The organism is Staphylococcus massiliensis, assembly GCF_043186315.1.
Taxonomy (GTDB): Bacteria; Bacillota; Bacilli; order Staphylococcales; family Staphylococcaceae; genus Staphylococcus; species Staphylococcus massiliensis.
Map to the genome: position 1 here is coordinate 2,194,984 of NZ_CP171119.1, position 18,910 is coordinate 2,213,893.

The window sequence follows — 18,910 nt, forward strand, 5'->3', positions numbered from 1 at the left end:
ACTCGTTTAAAAATTTCTAAACGTCTTCTTCTATAAATTTAATCAACTTACTCATATTACGTTCCCAAGTAAAGTAATCATGTCTTAACGTTCTCGATTGAGTAATAGCTTGATTTAAGGCATCATGATTAGTTTTATATTCTTCTATAGCTTTAATTATATCATTTACAGAACCATTTTTAATAGCAGTACCAACCTTATAGGTATCTATTAGTTCCTTAGTAAACCCACCTAGGTTTGTAACAACAGGGGTTCCTACACTTATAGCATCCACTATTTTACCAGGCATTACATTAAGAAATACTTCCTCGTTTTGCAATATAGACAATGCTATGTGGTGATGACTTATAACTTGCATACATTTATCGCGTTTCATCGGTGACATAACTTTAATCGAACTTAGTTGATGTTTATCGATTGCTTCTCTAAATTTCGGTGCTTGTACGCCATAAACTATAGCCGTCATAGGGATATTTTTTTCATGTAGTCCTTTAGCAATATCAATTAGCTCGTCCACATTTTGGGCATACCCAATATTACCAGTATAAATAACACTAAACATAGATTTTTTTGGCTCATCCAATTGCTCTTCTTGAGTTAATGCATTGGGTAAATTAAATATCTCTTTCGATTTGTGACTTAATTTTTTAATTTCATGCTTAAATGAGTCATTATTCACAACAATTTTGTCAGCCGCTTGATACATTTTCTTCTCTAGCCATTTGAGAATAGGCATTAGTTTTCTAAATTTGAATTGCTTCAAACCTGCTACGCTATCAGGCCATAGATCTCTTATTTCTAATATGTATGTACTCTTAGACTTACCTTTAAAAAACAAAGTAGCCCAAGGTAAGAAAATATTTGGGCTTGTTACATAAATATAGTTGAACTGATGTTTGTGTTTATTCACATACTTTCTAACTCTGTACATTTGCTCTAAGTAATATAATAAACGAACAATCATACTTGTGTGTTGCTTTTCTAAAGACATTTTAAGACGAAGGATATGCTTACCTTCGTCTTTATTAAGAGTTTCATCATCAAAATAACGGTTATCATCAAATAATTCTTTAGTTGGGTAAGAAGGTTCTGTAGTTAAAACGTATGTTTCATAACCATTCAATTTAAACTGCTTGTATAAATGTTTCATTCGATTAGCCGCTGAACCAAGTTCTGGATAAAAGTTTTGAGTGATGATTAAAATTTTTTTATTCATAAATACCTACCTATTGAAAGTCTAACAAACGATCTTTGAATCGATAATGAATTAAGCTTCCTAAACACAGCATCATTAATGTAAAAGCCCAATAATATAAATGAGAACTTGGGTGCATTAATAATACTGATTTTTCTGAAACGAATGTCATTCTATATAACTCTATTAAATACGCGAAAGGATTTAGTGATGCAATTTTACCGAGAATTTTACCGTATTGTTCTCCTAAACTCCAAAATATAGGTGACATAAAGAAACCAAGTCTAATAATATTCTGAAGTACATTTTTAGTATCCTTAACTACTATAACGAGCGAACTCATCATCAGTGATATACCAAATAATAATGGAAACGCTGCTATAATAAAATATAAGAAAATCAAGTAATGCCAAAAAGGCACAAATTGATTAAATAAAGATAAAATTAGAAATAAAGCAGACATGAAAAGTAAATTAAACAACGTATTAGTAAATGAAATAGATAATAGAACTGAAGAAGGGAACTTCATTTTAGTAACTAATCCGAGATTAGATTGTATTGCCCCTGCTCCAGCATTAATACTTTGTGATATGAATAACCATGGGAATAATCCCGATATTAGATAGAAGATAAAAGGTATACCCTCAATGGCACCTTTATCCCCTCTAATACCTAAACCAAATACTAAGTAATACACGAGTACTTGAAGAAGAGGTTGAAGTATATTCCAGAAAACCCCTAAGTAATGATTCGCATATTGACTTTTCATGTTATAGACGGCAAGTTTAACAATTTGTGGGATGTGTTTAACCTGCTCTTTTAAAATAGTAATTATTGGATTCACGATAATTCCCTACAATCTTATAGAATTTACGATTTGAACTCAAATAAATTGCCAAAGTTATAGTAATCCGTTGAATCAAAGTTTGTTTTAGCTACATTTTTGGTATCAAATATTACTTTGTGTTTCATAGCTTTAAAGTCTTCATCAGTTAGTGTTTTAAATTCAGAGTGGTCACTTAAAATAAGCACTAATGACGCGTTTTCAACAGCCTTCTTAATATCTTTTTCAACAAAATCTAACTTAACATGTGGATCGTAAGCCACAATATCTAAATCTGATTCTTTACGTAACATATTATAAATATCAAATGCTGGTGATTCACGTATGTCATCTACGTCACCTTTATATGTTAGACCAAAGACAGCGATTTTATTCCCACCTAATTCAGTTAACATTTCTCTGGATTTCTCGATAACATACTCTGGCATAGAGCGGTTAATTTTTCGACCTAATTGAATAAGTGGTGAATTTTCAGGATCTTTAGCAATAATAAAATAAGGATCAACCGCTAAGCAGTGACCACCAACACCTGGTCCAGGTAAATGGATATTAACTCGAGGATGTTTATTTGCCATTTCGATGACATCAAGCACATTAATATTTAAATTATTACAAATTTTAGCAAGCTCATTAGCTAATGAAATATTTAAATCGCGGTAAGTATTCTCCATTAACTTACTCATTTCAGCTGTACGGGCATCAGTTTCAATCATTTCACCTTTAACAAACGTACTATAAACACGTTTACCCGCTTCAATACAGTTTTGAGTTATACCACCGATAATACGGTTGTTATATATGAGTTCTTCTAAGATTTTACCAGGCAACACGCGTTCTGGGCAATGAACAAGATATAAATCCTCACCAATAGTATAACCTTGTTCCTCTAGATATGGTTTAACATGATCGTCCATTGTTCTTGGCGCTATAGTTGATTCAACTATTACTGTATTCCCTTTTTCTAAGACCGGGATAATACTTTCTACAGCTGACATCACTATCGAGATATCACAAGACTCATACTCATCATCATTATTAGGAGTAGGAACTGAAATAATGAAAGCATCTGCTTTTTCAGGCTTAGTAGCTGCTTTAAACTTTCCTTTAGATAATGCTTCTTCATATGCCTCTTGTAAACCTGGCTCTTCAATATGAATTTGACCTTTATTTAAAGAATCAACTGCGTCTTGATTAATATCAACGCCTAAAACATCTACATCATAATTCGCAAACATAATTGATGTAGGTAAACCTATATAACCTAATCCTACTGTAGTTAACTTCAAGTAAAACACCTAACCTTTAAATTTATTTATATTCTTTTATAATATTATTCTAATCATTCAATTAATTTAAATAAAGCGTTAAACTGCTAAATATTTAAATGGCAGTTCATTATCTTTATATCATACTTTAGAATATAACATTATAGTATAAATTTCTAGTAATAAACCTTTAACAAAGAAATCGCGACCAACAAGATGTGGTCGCGATTATATTATTTGTTTTTAGATTTTTTGAAATTCCAATATCGCTTTTGTAGAGAGCCTAACTTTGAGTTTGATAAATTGTTGTATTTGCGTTTTAAACCTCTAAACTCTCTTGCTAATTTATTATATTTACGTTGTAAAACTTGAACTTGATTATCGTTACTACTAGGTTTATTAGGTTGTTGGATAGGTGATTGTAATTCATCAATATTAACTTTATTGATTTGTTTATTAGTCGCTCTACTAATAATTTCTTTATACAACTTGCTAGATACATCTAATATTTCTGATTCAGTATTTCGGGTTTTGTCATCAATATTTAAAATAACAACATTCTGTATGATACTAGAATTTTCTATTTTACCTTTCTTTAGAGCATGTCTTATATTTCCTGCGATATCTTGATATATGTTAAAAGCATAAACATGATTTAGAGAATCATACACCGCTTCATTTGACTCGTAAACAGAAGAAATAATATTAAATTTATGTTCGACGCTAGTATTATTATTAAATATATACTTAGCCATTTTACTATAAGTAGCTGAAAAAGAATATCCTTTAGCTATTTCAAATACGTGTTGAGCTGTTGATTCGAGTAACTTCGGTTCGTCTACAACTTTTTTCATTGTAAGATAAAATTCTTCGTCCGTATTGGCGAAGTATGGATAATCTTCACCAAAGATGCGTTCATGCATTTTTGTACGATTTAAAACTGGTGGCACGCCGAAGCTACAATATTCAAGTAATTTAGTTGAAAGTTCCAGTGAATCACTTAACGCTTCACTACGATAAGTTAGCCCTACATCACATTGTTCAACTAGCGCAAGCGTTTGATCTCTAGTTAATGCCCCCAGCCACATCACATTAGGACTATTTTGAATAAGATAACTTGCATGTGAAACGAAGTTTGGATTCTCAGGAGACTTTTTAAATTGATCCCCAGCTATATATAGCTTAACGTCGTCATCCATTTCATTGAGTTCTCTAAATTGAGTAATCATAGGAATTATATTCCACTCATGAGCAAATTTACCTGTGTAACAAAATTTATCATAGCGAGGTTTCTTTTTAAAAACGTCATTGAAGGATAAATTTTGATCCGGAATCATAGGATTTAAGTCGATAATACGATCTTTAGATAAGTCACATTGTTTATTAATGTGTTGTTTCATCTCATCTGTTTGACATAGCAAATAAGCACCTTTAGACGTGATGTAAGATAATAATGCTTTTATATTAGAATCAATTTCTTGTTTACTTGAAGTAACACCTGTTATATAAGCAAACATTGAGCTAATAGCATTACTATTATGTTCAACCATATATTCTACAACTTCGAGAGCTCGGATGAACATATGGTCATAATTACCTTGATCAAAGACTCTATCTATTAAATAAGCATATTCTTCACGCGTCATATAGTTACGTTTGAAGAAATCGAAATCTTTATTATTAACATCCTCAAAAGGGTCAATAATATTAACGTTAGGGTAAGCTTCGAGTTTTTTTAGAACAACATCTCGATTAAAAGGCACGGCTAGTAATAAGTCTACCTCAATATCTGAATCACTAGCTAAAACTTGGGTGATACTAGACATGAACACTGAGGAACCGTCTAATACATTGACATTAATAAATCCAGTAACAAGGATGCGTTTTCTTTCTCTTTGCTCCATTATAACTCACCTTCTTTATTAAACACTTTAGTTACATTACTATCTTCATAATTGGCACTTTTATCATTGCGTATAGAAACTCTAATTCTAAATGCACAATCAAATAATGATAAATTGAATTTACAAGAATTTTTGTAATCCATTGCTTTTCGTTGAAGAACTCGACCATCTTCGCTAACAACTTCAAATAAATATTTAGCATTAGTAGACTGCGATTTAACCACGATTTCGATAATATCGTCGATACGATTGTAGTTAATTCCATTGATTTTAGTATTCTGACTCTTACCCTCTTTTTTAATGAGTCCCGTTGTCATCTTCATCATATCTAGCATTTGATTTTCAAGGTCTATATAACGTGCTTTCCAGTTAATATTATCGTTCATTTCGCATCACCTTCATTTCTTTCTCAATTACAACTTCTGTACCCGCTTTTTCTCTAATAGATTTTTGTGCATTATAAGATAACTTTTCAAGTAAATTACGGTTAAAGTATAATCTTTCTATCTGATAAGCTATAGATTCTGGTGATTCAGGCTTAGCAAGTAGTCCTGAAACGTTATTTTCTACATATTCAGGTATAGCCGTAATGTCTGTAGCCACAGGTACGAGACCACTACTCATAGCTTCACACATGGAAACACCTTGAGAATCAAGCCTAGTAGGGCATAAGAATACATCAAACTCTTTGTGAAGTTTAGCTATTTCTTGTTGTTCTAGAAATGTGTTATGAAGATGAACATTGGGATGATTCTTGATTGACTTAGTTATACTCGCAAATAATTTACCCTTACCATAAATATGAAACTCGATGTCATTAAAAAACGGTTTCTTAGACAATATATTAATAGCTTTAGCTGTTTGATCATTAGCGTATTTATGTGAAGCGAATGGACGAATGGACAGTACTCTAAGTTTGTCTGAGCGTTCTGACGGTTCATAAGTAAACACATTATCGTCCACAATATTAGGTATAATTTCATAGTTAGATGGAGCATACTTCGCATCAACATCAGCAATGTGATCTTTGAACCATTGCGATACATGTATAAATGTTATGTCATATTTATCTTCTTTATAAAGATCATGCATGAAGTTTAACTGATCTACATAATGATCTTCAGCCATTTCAATTACTTTTTTTAGTTCATGAACTGATGTGAGGAAATTAAACCATCTTCTGTGCCAAGCTTCAGCTTCAAAACCGTGAATCCATACTACTAATTTAGGATCCTTTACGTTTTCCACTATTGGATAATACATTTGAGGCGTAATAAAATGAATTAAAAATGCATTGTATTCATTTCCTACTTTTTGAATGAAATCTACGTAGTTATCTGTATTTCCTAAAGTCACCTCGACGCCATCGTATGTATATTTTTCTTCTTTAGTTGCTGGCGGATGAAGATAAAATACCTCTACTTCAGCCCCCTTTTCCATATAGGCTTTAACACGTCGATGTATAAACCCATTACGATATATATTACTTTCTGAAGGGTATGCATTACATACTACTAGATATTTCTCCATTAATTTAATTACCTCCATGACATTTACACAAAAAACAGAATTTTAACATTGTGTTAAGTACATGAACATTTTAAATTAGAGAGCGACTAATTGAAAGCAAAAACTATTCTCATAAAATTTTAAATTAAAAATAAAAGATTCGTTTTAGTATTTTTTAGAATTTTATACTACCTAAGTACCTAATGTACCTCGCTTTCATCAATCTTAATAAATAAAATAATTACTTTTGTTTTTTAAATTAATTTACTTTTTATTATGTTATTATTATGTTTATAGTTAGTTATCATGTTTTAACAATAGAACCATTAACAAGGGAGATACTATGGATAAATTAAAAACTAATATAAAATCAATCGAAATACCTAATTGTGATGAGGAGTTAAGATTTAGATTTGAAAATTTAGAAACTGATGAAATTCAAACATTAAATATTAACTCTTCTGATAAACATATTGAAATAAATTTAGATAACCTTCAAACTCACTTTAATTATCGTTATTTCTTTGAAATTAATACACAAGATGGATATCAAGTATATTCTAAACCTAAACATGTATTCCCAGAATTTATTGATGAGGATACAGGAATTCATTATTCTCTTATAAAACATAACCAATCTGACAAATTACTAGTAGTATTTTCAAGTTCTACTCACAACAACCAATTCAACTATTTTAACACTCTGAAGGATTACAAAATTAACAAGTTATTTATCACTGATAATAATTCTTCGTCATCAGATACAACTTGTGCATATTATATTGGTAATGGTAATAGAAAATTTGAATCTCAAACAATTTCAATTATTGAACGCGTTCTTGAATCCTTAGCTATTTCTAAGGATAATGTATATTTATTTGGCTCAAGTAAAGGTGGATTTGCTGCTTTATACTATGTTTTTAAATACCGATTCGGAAATGCTATTTTAGGTTCCCCTACAGTTTATTTAGGTAAAATGCATAAAGATAATGAAAGAGGTCAAAATATTATCACCTATATTACTGGTAAAAGTTTGGAAGAAGGAACCAAATGGCTTGATAATGTAATAACTGATGAAATGTTAAATAGCGTCCACAAACCTAAATTGTATTACCACGTTGGAGAGAAAGAACCGAGATACACACGTCACGCTGTCCACTTTCTAAAATTAATTGACGAAACGAATCTCGCTTCTTATGAACTTGATTTAGGTGACTATTCTAATCACAGTGATGTAATTCATTTCTTTCCACCATACGCTCATGAAGTCTTAAAAAATATTGAAAGTAATTAAAAAAAGTTCGGCTTAACTCATTAAAGTTAGCCGAACTTCCTTTATTTTATAACTTGAAAGTCTTTATCTATTATATTACCTATAATTTTTAAAGTTTTTTCTTTACTCATGGGTTCATGTCCACTTTCAATATCGTTATACAACATAAAATTAATAGGTTTACTATTTATTTTGTATTTGTCCATCATTTTCATCATTGGATAAACATGATTTTTCATATCACTTTCACAAAGTCTGTTTTGCAGATAATAAACGTCTGGTGTTCGTTTAAACTTCTTGAACATTGTTGTTATAGATAAACGATCTGGATAAGTCTTTTTAAATTTATCAATAGAATCCATATCATAACACGTAGTCATTACTTTTTTTACAGCCAATTGCTTATAATTGAAAACGTAAGCTTGGGGATTGTTTACTATAGCTGAAGAAGCATTATGCATAGTCGCTAAAGCCATAGACATAAAACCTCCAGCTGAGGATCCAAAATAATATACATCTTGACCTTCATAATTTATTGAACTACATATTTTTCTTATTATTTCACTATAATCTATTAGATAATGTCTTTCTTTAGTGCCGAGTCCCCATCCTATACGAATGTTTTTGTTGTGTAAAGTACGGTCATCTATATAAATAGCACTATAAGGCATGTCATTAACCCATGATGATCGCATAAATACAGGTGGTGTCTTCTTACTAGTATTAACTGCACCATTAGAAAACACAACAATCGCTTTAGCATTTGGTTTGAGGTGAATTTTTAGATGAATATCTAATCCATCCTTTTCGACAACAACATGGTCATCATTATTATCGAGTATAGTCCCCTTGTTTAATTCCTCAAATTTTATCTTCTTCATGAAGCTCCTCCCTAAATTTAGCTATCATTTCGTCTAAATCATCGTCCTTAGGACGTTTGAAGTTATCGTACATACTGTATATTTCAAGAAAGCGCGAAATAGCTTCTTTCTTTTCTTCAGGTTTAACTTTTACTAATCTCGGTATATACCAATACATGAAGTAAAAATTAAACCTTTCATTCATATAAGTCTCCATTAATCCATTCTCTTTAAGAAAAGGTATTCGCGTTTTCTCAAGTTTTAAGTACTTGTCAAACAGAACACTTGATATCGAGTTAGTTACTGATCCAGTTACAGCAGCATAATAAATATGGATTACTTTATTAATGGCTACGAAATTTTTTATATTTAACATTAGTTCTTGGAAGAAGACAGTATCTTGGCCTGCTGCTCCGACTAAATTAACGATATTGTTGTCAATAATAATAGATTTCTTAACTATTAAAGCTTGGATACTTTGACTTCTTAGACCACTATTGATTAGGAACGATTTTGGATTACTCACATATAATTCTCCACGATTATATTTTTTTACATGTTGCGAGAATTTAAATAATCTTCTATTTTTATTATCCTCTTTAATGATATTACCTATTGCTAAATCAACATCTTTCGCCTTAATTTCGTCTAATAAATGTTTATAACCATCGCCAATCGCCTCATTATCAGGGTCTAAATACGTTACATACTCAGTAGTTGCTAATTCTACCCCTTTATTTCTCGGACGAGATGCACTACCAGAACCTGATTCAAAATCAAATCGTATTATATTAGGATAGTGTCTTGTTAATCTATTAAGAATTTGTTTAGTCCTAGGGTCGCTACTCCCATCGTTTACAAAAATGATTTCCATTTTATCAAATATTGAAGAACGTTTTAAACTTTTCATACACTTCTCTTCTAAATACTCACCGTTATTATAAATCGGGACTATCACACTTAATTCAGGTTGATAATTTGATTCGTACACGTGATGAAATAACTCAGATTCATCAAGTACATAACCTAGAGTCGAACTCATATTATTTGGACGATTGTTTTCGACGAAATTAGATTTGAACATAGTTCTAAATTTATTTTCATAATTATGAGTATAGTTATGAGCCTCTTTGTTATTGTCTTTTGTCACGTAGTCTACATTGGTATATTTAAAAGCAGATAACAAATCTTCTAAGTAGTATTCTTCATAGAAATTACTTTCATCAAAGTAGGTTACAAAATCATAATCGGTAATATTATAATTTTTTTGTTTTAATGAAAAATCTGCTTTTACATTTAGTTGCCTATCAAATGACTCTCTTATAGAAGGATGATTGCTTTCACCTACGACTAATATTTTAGGCTCCCTTTGAACGGCTTCCATGTTTAAAGTTTCTAAGATTTGATCAACTCTGTGATACGTTGTATTATTACGCATTACATTTCTTATACTTTTAGCACGAAGCGAATTGAGATAATCTTCATCATAGTTAGACATTATATTAACTACATCTTCTCTATCATTAACGATAAATACATTTGGGAATTGATTATTTACCCCTACTGAGTAATTGGAAAGTAATAAGTTACCAAACGCTTGTAATTCAAAAACTCGATTAGCAAACATCGATGAAGAATATTTAACCGAATTAACATTTATAGCGAAACGATATAACTTATGTAATTTCATAAGTTTCTCATGAGGTACAGGTGTCGTTAAATACGGTATAAAATCTTGCGGATAATTATACCTACTATCTCTCAATTCTAGATTACGATCAATTATGGTCAGTTCTTTATTTACATCTAAAACGCCATTTATAATACGCTTAAGATCATTATTACGGTGCGGGTATCTCTTCATCCAACTACCAGCAAATAATACCTCATCATCGAATTTTTTTGTAATATCGCTTCTTGTGCCCACAGGATTATGGTAGTGAGGATTTGCACCAAATTGTAATACATAAACTTTGTCATTATTACAGAATGATTTATAATCATCAATCTTTTCCTCACAAGATGTGAATATTACATCACATTCTTTAGCAATATCCTTAAACTTACTATAGTTCACTGGGTCTTCCTTAGAATAGAAAACAACTGGTATATTAGCATTACGAAATTCATTTATTTTGTCGTATAATACCTGTCTTTTATCGCTTTGAGGTCCAGCAACACCAGTCCAAGATCTATCTATACCTCTCCATGTAGAAGCTATAATAACTAAATCAAAGTTTTTATTAAGTTTATCATCATAGCTAATATACTCTAAGTCACATACATCCTTAAATGAATTGAATAAAAATGTATCAGCAACCATCCCAATTTTGACAGAAGATTTTTTAAATACGGCTGAACCATTGCTTGACGGTAATTTATCTAAATATGGTTCATGCTTGCTTAGAAAGTCAAGTTTGCTTTCTTCTTCAACACGTTGGTAGTAGTAACCAATGTCATCCTCTTTAGCTACTACATCTAAAAGTTCAATAGAATGATTGTAATGATTATCTAAATTCTTAAGTATATAATCATATTTATCAGCTTTAGTTTGACGATTAAAGTCTTTTACATTAAGAGAATGCGTAGCTTGCTTAGTCACTATTTACGCCCCGCTTTCTTCTTTCTAAAATTCCAATAAGCTACTTGAAGTCTACCTAATTTAGAATTTCTAAGATTATAATATAGCTTTTCAAAATCCTTACTGTAGTTACGTTTACTACCTCGCTCACCTGAAATGAGTTCTTTATTCTCTTTAATAAGTTCTTTGATAACTTTTTTAGATTTTTTACGTTCTTGGTTATAAGTTCCAGTTAAATGAAGCGCGATAAGATTTTCTTTATTGAACTTTTTAATGTCAAAAACCTTTGAAGAAACCATTACATTATTAAAATTATGGTTAGGAAGCCAAATTCTTTTTCCATCATGTTTAAATTGCGATACTTTTAGCTTAGGGAAATGATAGGTCATGAGTAATTCATCGTTGGTAGTTAAATCAACTCTGTTCTCATATTTACTGTCTGAATAAAAGTTATTTTTATGTTGAGATATGTCAACCTCTTTCATGATTTTAACTCCATGATCTAAATCATCTGGATTAAAAAATCCTATTAACTTTTCTTTTAAAAATAAAGCTTCGTATACTTCATCATCTAATATAGTAAAACCCTTAGAAATAAATGCTTTATTAGGGTTTAATGTGTTTCTCTTCTTTTTAAGCTTCGAGTTAATAAGAGGAAACTCGAAATCATCATTAATGAATTTTACCGGTTCATTGACCTTTTGAAATAATAAAGGCGCCTTATTAGTTTGAATCCAACCTAACAACATTTTTTCATTAGAGATGAGATAGTAATCTAAATTATCAACCTTTTGATAATCTACTATCGAGAATATTCCAGTGTATTTATTATCTTCTTCCTTAGCTTCAACAGCCGATTCAAGAGACTCATATACATCCACGTCTAATTCATCATATAAAATTACTTGCATTCCTATTTTAAATTGGTAATTTAAATCTTCTAAAAGTAACACTTAAAATCGCTCCTTTATTTTTCGCTCATTTAATAATTTGAAAATGGACTTGTAAAACTTATTTCTTTGTTAAATTGTCTATTATCTTCGATTTCCTTCTTTTCTAAAATAGTTATCATAGAGGCTTTTTGCCAAGATATTCTTTTGCAATTTCTCAGAGCCGTTATCCGAATTTTTATGATATCTTTTTGTGTTAAATTATAAATATTTATATGATTTGGTTTGTCCCAATGAGCTATATCTTCTGAAAGCATAGTCTTATCATTTTTCAAAATTTCATATTTTAAATAATTAACCCCATTAGATGATAAATATTTACTTAATAATTTTATGTACATTAAACCGTGTTGTTTTAATGGACGTATGGTTGCCTCGGCATAATTCCCCTTTTCGAGAAACTGAGTAGGTAAATAAAATTGGTTTTTTACAGAGGCTTTATTATAAACAAGCTTGTGATCCATATTAAAAACTTTAAAGTTTTTAATTATAGAATTTTCTAATTTTTTAGGATTATCTTTTATATATTGTTCATATAAATTTTTATCCACATTCTTCCCATAAAAGTTTAGGGTAGGAAAATTACGTTGAATTAGTTCATTGAAGAAATAATTGCTATAGCGTTTTTCTAATGGAAACGAGAGCGAAATATCTATTATTGCACGCAGATTATAAGGTAAAAATGTTTCAAATGCTGAATCTGTTTCATTTACGACTTCGCTAAACCAGTTGCCCATTCTCCATTCCCAATATAATAAATCACGTTGATCATAGCCGTTGATTGATTTATCATAGCCTAAATCTTTCAACTGATTTAAAATTAGGTCTTGTGCAAAGCTACGGGTTATAGATTTATCTCGTTTACGTAAATCAAAAACTACTTTGTTAATGAGCGTTTCCATTCGAGGTTTATCGTCATAATAATATGCTCTACCAGTCTCTAATAAATTCCCTCGCACATGTAACAAATCTGTCTCTGGGAATGATTGATTGTAATAAGGAATTAATCTCCTACCGTGTGATCTAGCACTATTACGATCCAATACATTGTGTTCATCTTGCTTAAGTTTAAGATCACTATCTATAACTAAAAATTGATGGTTAATATTAAAATCAGAAGTGATTTGCTTAACTAGTTTTTCATCTAACTTAGCTGTCTTTTCAAAAAATGAATTATTTTTATTTCGTTTAATGGTATAAGTAAAATACTCGATTTGATCAGTAAATTTTTTTGACATTGCTAGTAAAACTCGACTATCATTTCCACCTGTTAGCGATAATATTAATTTCTTATATTGGTTCAAATAATCTTCTGTTTGAGCTTCCCATAACGTTTTCACCAAATCAAAACGTGCATCTTCACTCCACTCTTTATATTTATTTTGCGTACGAGGGAAAAATCTATGAATTGATTTGTTTGAAAATTTCAAATAATGATTTGGCAACAATTTTTTCAATTTGGCATATTTGGAATTATTTAATGTGAAGGTTTGATTGCTTAATTGTTGTTTGTCATTTTCTCTATTTAAATCGAATTGATCTACTAATAAATGTAAATGTGATGCTATAGCGTCGTGTTCTTCTGTAAAATACACAGTTCGAACGCCTGAAGCATCCTGATAAACGTACACTTCTTCGTTATCACCAATGATAATAGCGTATCGACCGCCTAGAAAATCAATCATATTTAAAAAAGTATCATGTTCCACATAAAAAGCATCGAGTAATTTGTTCAAAAGTTCAGAAGTATCATTTATCTCATTCTGCCCCACATATGAGTGATGTCCGCTAATGATAATAAATCTTGTTTCACTGACGAGGTATTGAACCCTGCCTTTTCCTTCAAAATAGAAATAATAATCATTAAGTAAATCTAAACGTTTAAAAGTATCCGGTATACTTTTTAAGTCTTGATTGTCTTTTAAAAGCAAAAACCCATTAGGGTATAACCTCAGTGTTTTTTTCATTGAATTCCTCCTAAAACATTTATTGATATATCAATAAAATTGTTTCATTCATATTTCAATTACTTTAGGTATCTTACATTTCAATATTACATACCATTATTTGATTTGTAAATATAGTTGTTAAGCAACATTTATATTATTTCTTAAATACATTTTTATTTACTTAATATGATTATCTGATTTGATTATATTATATAATTACTAATTTATTAATATCATAAAAAAAGAGTGAGATTTTGCTATTTGTAACAAAATACTCACTCAATAGAATAAAAGTAAACTCTTAAATTACTTTATATAATTCACTAAAAACTCATCCACTATTTCATTAAAATTTTCAACTTCTAATGAGAAATAAATCTTAATTTTAGGCTCTGTACCCGATGGTCTAAGTGCAATAAATCCTTCATTAAATATTAATCGAATTAAATTCGTTTCAGGTAAAGAAATATTCTCTACTGAACCGTCTTTAAAGTTAATTTTGCGAGTTAAATAATCTTCAATTGCCAGTACTTTTAAACCGCAAATTTCGTCAGGAACGTGTTTTCTAATTTTATCCATGATTTGGTTGATTTTATCTTTGCCTTTAAGACCTTCAAATTTCGGTGAAACCGTTTTATCCATCACATAACCATAGGTTTTATATATATTATCCATTACATCGCCTAAAGTTAGATGTTCTTCTTTTAATTGTGCTTTATATTTGATTAATAACGGGACAATTTGAATTGCGTCTTTATCTCGAGCGAAGTCTTGTGCTAAATATCCGTGACTTTCCTCATAAGCTAAAACGAGATGATCGTCATCACTTTCTTTGTTTTTAAGAATTTGTGAAATGTATTTGAAACCTGTTAGCACATCAATGACCTTAATATTCAAATCTTTGGCTAAACGACCACTCAATGTACCTGTAACAACGGATTTTATAATATAAGGGTTGCTTATTTCAAGTAACGTATCATAACGTAACTTCATTAATAACAATCCTATTTCATTACCGTTAAAATATCTAAAGGAACCGTTTTCATAACGTTCAACTATTCCTAGCCTATCAGCGTCAGGGTCAGTGGCTATAAGTAAATCCGCTTCATTTTCAATAGCACATTTTTTTGATAGATCAAAAACTTTTTCATCTTCAGGGTTAGCAATCTCTACTGTAGGAAAATCACCATCTGGCATAGATTGATCTTGTTCAATTATATAATTCGTATAGTTTAAATCAGTTAAAATCTCAGCTAGCAGAGGCAAACTTGTTCCATGTAAACTCGTTAATACAGTTTTCATTTCAGTATCTGGAATGCTACCTACTAAGTGTTGGATTTTTTCTTTGTAAGCCTGTGTTACCTTACTGTCGAAGAACATGATTTTCTCTTCATTTTTTAAGGTTTCAAAGTCTTTCACTTTAACCGATAACGGATCAATTTCATCAATATATTGACTTAGCTCTTTAGATGGTTCTACTAACAACTGTCCGCCATCTGGACCATATACTTTAATACCGTTATAATTACTCGGATTGTGACTTGCCGTTATCATAACCCCTGCATCAGCTTGTTCATATCGAACAGCAAAAGATAACTCTGGCGTTGTTTTGTATTCCGCATCAATTTTAACTGTAATGTTTTCAGTAGCTAAAACTTTAGCAATCTCCATACCAAACGTTTTAGATAAATGTCTTGTATCGAAGTGAATAACAACCTTGTTGTTAGCTTTTTTATCATTTAAATAGTTAGCTAACCCTAAAGCAACTTTTTGTACTGTAAACTTGTTAAGTCTACCTGGACCTATACCAAAAGTATTACGTATGCCAGCAGTACCGAAAGAAAGAGTTTCATTAAAGCCCTGTTCGATTTCTGTTTCAGATTGCTTATCTACAAATGATTGGACTAAACATTCATTAATTCGTGCTTCCCAATTTGATTTCACTTTAAAGCTCCTCTCAATTAATGTCTTTATTACTATGGTATTCATGATATATACTATTATGTATAAATTATTTAATTATGATTCTTATAGGAAATCAAACTTTGATTTTCTCACAGGTTAATTATATATGTTTCTACCAACTACATCTAATAATTACCTTTCTTAACTGACGATTTAAAGTTTAAAGATAAGGGTAATTTTTAATCTACAAACCCTTATTTATCATGCACGTTAAATAAGATACATAATGTTTATAATTTTTTGCATGGTTTGTTAAAATTTTTTATATAATGATAGTATTTCATCCTTCTTACACATTCTTAAAAATAAATTTAAGAGGAGTTCCTTTATGAATAAGTTATTTAAATCTTTTTTGATTTTACTAGCATTATTACTATTAGTAGTTCCTGTGATATTTGGTTTTATTATTTATAACTCTTCCACAGGTGCTATTAAAAATTCATTTAGTGGCGATAATTCTCGACAATCTGACTTGCGCGAATCAAAAGTATATGCCGCTAAAGAACCGATTTCTATATTATTTCTAGGAATTGATGATAGTAAGTCTAGACGCGAAGCAGGACAAAGCTCTGATCATGCGAGAACGGATTCAATGATTTTATCGACCCTTAATCCTAAAAAATCTCAGATTAGAATGCTAAACATACCGAGAGATACTGTAAGTTACATACCTCAAATTGGTGAATATGACAAAATTACACACGCTCACGCATATGCCGGTCCAGAAGCTTCTATGGACTCTGTCGAAGCGACACTTAATGTTCCGGTTGATTATTATGTACGTATTAACATGAAGGCTTTTGTTGACACCGTAGATGAATTAGGTGGTATATACTACGATGTTCCTTATGATTTAAATGAACCGAATAAGCTTGATAAAGGACGTATTAAATTAAAGAAAGGTCACCAAAAATTAGACGGCGAGGAAGCATTAGCAGTAGCACGTACTAGACGTCATGATTCAGACTTAAAACGTGGTCAACGCCAAATGGACATCTTGAAGAAGTTATTCGAAAAAGCTCAAAGTACTAATTCAATTAATAAATTAGATGAAGTAATACAAATTGTTGGCGACAATGCTAAACATAATTTAAGCTCGGCTGAAATACAAGGTATTGCTTCTAAATATTTAACAAGTGGCATGGATATTAAAACGGAACAACTTAAAGGCAAAGATGAAACATTAAATGATGTTTATTATTACAAACCTACTATGGAAAGTTTAGAAAAGTATTCTAATAAGTTACGTAAAGATCTAGAGATGAAAGAAATCAAGGATCAAGATGAATTCCTTAATAAACGTGTCATGGACCATTATGGTAATATAGTTGCAAAAACACCTATCGATGATGAACTATTAAATGAGAAGCAAAAAAAGAAGAAACCTGAAGATAAATCTAATAAAGACGTTAAAACGCAAGATGCAAAGTCTTCAGAAGAACCAACTAACCAGTCATCGGAAGACACGTCATCAACTCATGAAGTACCTCAATCCTCCACAAGCGACCAACCATCAGGCGAATATAATCAGGTGCCCGACAATTCTAATAATCAGTCATCAAGTGTGTCATCATGAGATATTGCTAAAGTTAGGTAAGAAAGGAATTACTTAAATGTCTAAATCAACTTATAATAAACTTGAAAAGATGAATGGCATGTTTAACATTCTTGAACAACAAATTATTCATAGTAAGGATATGGCTCATTTTAGAAAGGATTTCTTCTATGTAAACCACGCGCATCGAGAAAATTATGAAGCCTTACGAGTATATTATACAGATAGTGAACATAATCCTGTTCTTGATGGAGCGTGTTATATTGTTGCGCTCCCAGAAATATTCAATAGTGTCGATATTTTTAAGTCACCCCTACCGTTTTCATGGGTTTATGATGAGAATGGTTTGACCGATACTATGAAAAATTTAAGTGTGCCTTTACAGTATTTAGTTGCTGCGGCACTTGAAACATCAGATGTTCAAATCTTCAAGCCATCTGGATTTACGATGGGTATGAATAATTGGAATATTGCTCAAATGAAAATTTTTTGGCAATATACTGCTTTAGTACGTAAAGATGCTCAATAATATATTTTTAATACTCCTCTCTTGATTTATAAGGGTGGAGTTTTTTCTTTATCTATATATGATTATCGGGTATAATGCATGGCAATAAAATTAAAGGGAAGTGGTTTTATGCTTAAAATCGCAGATACTAAAGAAGCTTTAAATCATTGTTTCGAAATACGTAAACAAGTCTTTGTAGATGAGCAAGGTGTGCCCCCTTCTTTAGAGATAGATCAATATGAAGACGAAGCAACGCATGTGCTTTTAACTGAATATGGTTGTCCAATCGCAACAGGCAGATTTCGCGAATATAAAGATGGCATCAAGATAGAACGTGTTGCTGTGATTAAATCTCACCGTAAATTGGGTTTGGGGAAAAAAGTATTGGATTATATTGAATATCAAGCAAAGTCTAATAACAAAACAAAATTCTATCTAAATGCGCAAACTCAAGCAATCCCGTTCTATGAAAGTTTAGGCTATTACAAATATGGTGACGTATTTAAAGACGCTGGGATTTCACACTATGCAATGGTAAAGGAAGCATAACAA

15 protein-coding genes are annotated in these 18,910 nt (G+C 30.8%); 4 read left to right on the forward strand and 11 right to left on the reverse strand.

The genetic code is table 11. The features are described 5' to 3' along the window. Window positions 1–16 precede the first annotated feature (16 nt). From ACF3N8_RS10580 to ACF3N8_RS10605, 6 genes are all read right to left on the reverse strand, one after another. Window positions 17–1,216 (reverse strand): glycosyltransferase family 4 protein, encoded by a 1,200-nt coding sequence (locus ACF3N8_RS10580; protein WP_009383701.1) that lies wholly within the window; start codon window positions 1,214–1,216, stop codon window positions 17–19. 10 nt (window positions 1,217–1,226) lie between these two features. Next, a complete protein-coding gene (locus ACF3N8_RS10585) occupies window positions 1,227–2,039 on the reverse strand; it encodes an ABC transporter permease (protein WP_009383704.1) in 813 nt (270 codons plus the stop codon). A 26-nt stretch (window positions 2,040–2,065) separates the two neighbouring features. After that, on the reverse strand, window positions 2,066–3,325 hold the full coding sequence (locus tag ACF3N8_RS10590) for a nucleotide sugar dehydrogenase (protein WP_017176613.1): 1,260 nt from the start codon (window positions 3,323–3,325) through the stop codon (window positions 2,066–2,068). Between the two features lie 212 nt (window positions 3,326–3,537). Continuing rightward, window positions 3,538–5,208, reverse strand: a complete 1,671-nt coding sequence (locus ACF3N8_RS10595; RefSeq protein WP_009383708.1) for a glycosyltransferase — start codon at window positions 5,206–5,208, stop codon at window positions 3,538–3,540. Beyond that, the gene (locus ACF3N8_RS10600; RefSeq protein WP_009383709.1) at window positions 5,208–5,594 is read right to left on the reverse strand and encodes a hypothetical protein; all 387 of its coding nucleotides are present in this window, start codon (window positions 5,592–5,594) and stop codon (window positions 5,208–5,210) included. Before ACF3N8_RS10600 ends, ACF3N8_RS10595 begins: the two co-directional genes overlap by 1 nt. After that, entirely contained in the window at window positions 5,584–6,738 is a 1,155-nt protein-coding gene (locus ACF3N8_RS10605) for a glycosyltransferase family 4 protein (RefSeq protein WP_009383710.1), read from the reverse strand. The genes ACF3N8_RS10600 and ACF3N8_RS10605 overlap by 11 nt, the downstream gene beginning before the upstream one ends. 322 nt (window positions 6,739–7,060) lie before the next feature. On the opposite strand from ACF3N8_RS10605, the gene ACF3N8_RS10610 reads away from it, so the two are divergent. Further along, the gene (locus ACF3N8_RS10610; RefSeq protein WP_009383711.1) at window positions 7,061–8,011 is read left to right on the forward strand and encodes an accessory Sec system protein Asp2; all 951 of its coding nucleotides are present in this window, start codon (window positions 7,061–7,063) and stop codon (window positions 8,009–8,011) included. Between the two features lie 41 nt (window positions 8,012–8,052). Here the strand turns inward: ACF3N8_RS10610 and ACF3N8_RS10615 are convergent, their stop codons facing one another. From ACF3N8_RS10615 to ACF3N8_RS10635, 5 genes are all read right to left on the reverse strand, one after another. Continuing rightward, the gene (locus ACF3N8_RS10615) at window positions 8,053–8,871 is read right to left on the reverse strand and encodes a hypothetical protein (RefSeq protein ID WP_009383712.1); all 819 of its coding nucleotides are present in this window, start codon (window positions 8,869–8,871) and stop codon (window positions 8,053–8,055) included. After that, window positions 8,852–11,452 carry a glycosyltransferase gene (locus tag ACF3N8_RS10620; protein ID WP_009383713.1) on the reverse strand — a complete coding sequence of 867 codons (2,601 nt, stop codon included), beginning with the start codon at window positions 11,450–11,452 and terminating at the stop codon, window positions 8,852–8,854. Before ACF3N8_RS10620 ends, ACF3N8_RS10615 begins: the two co-directional genes overlap by 20 nt. Continuing rightward, a complete protein-coding gene (locus ACF3N8_RS10625; RefSeq protein WP_009383714.1) occupies window positions 11,452–12,384 on the reverse strand; it encodes a hypothetical protein in 933 nt (310 codons plus the stop codon). Before ACF3N8_RS10625 ends, ACF3N8_RS10620 begins: the two co-directional genes overlap by 1 nt. 29 nt (window positions 12,385–12,413) lie before the next feature. Then, window positions 12,414–14,348 carry a hypothetical protein gene (locus tag ACF3N8_RS10630; RefSeq protein ID WP_392449937.1) on the reverse strand — a complete coding sequence of 645 codons (1,935 nt, stop codon included), beginning with the start codon at window positions 14,346–14,348 and terminating at the stop codon, window positions 12,414–12,416. 288 nt (window positions 14,349–14,636) lie between these two features. Beyond that, a complete protein-coding gene (locus tag ACF3N8_RS10635; RefSeq protein ID WP_392449939.1) occupies window positions 14,637–16,274 on the reverse strand; it encodes a phospho-sugar mutase in 1,638 nt (545 codons plus the stop codon). 349 nt (window positions 16,275–16,623) lie between these two features. Here ACF3N8_RS10635 and ACF3N8_RS10640 point away from each other — a divergent pair, with 349 nt between their 5' ends. The 3 genes from ACF3N8_RS10640 to ACF3N8_RS10650 all read left to right on the forward strand — a co-directional run bounded on the left by ACF3N8_RS10640 (window position 16,624) and on the right by ACF3N8_RS10650 (window position 18,907). Beyond that, on the forward strand, window positions 16,624–17,871 hold the full coding sequence (locus ACF3N8_RS10640; RefSeq protein WP_009383718.1) for an LCP family protein: 1,248 nt from the start codon (window positions 16,624–16,626) through the stop codon (window positions 17,869–17,871). 37 nt (window positions 17,872–17,908) lie between these two features. Then, window positions 17,909–18,379, forward strand: a complete 471-nt coding sequence (locus ACF3N8_RS10645) for a DUF2538 family protein (protein WP_009383720.1) — start codon at window positions 17,909–17,911, stop codon at window positions 18,377–18,379. A 108-nt stretch (window positions 18,380–18,487) separates the two neighbouring features. Continuing rightward, on the forward strand, window positions 18,488–18,907 hold the full coding sequence (locus ACF3N8_RS10650) for a GNAT family N-acetyltransferase (protein WP_009383721.1): 420 nt from the start codon (window positions 18,488–18,490) through the stop codon (window positions 18,905–18,907). The last annotated feature ends 3 nt before the right edge of the window (window positions 18,908–18,910 follow it).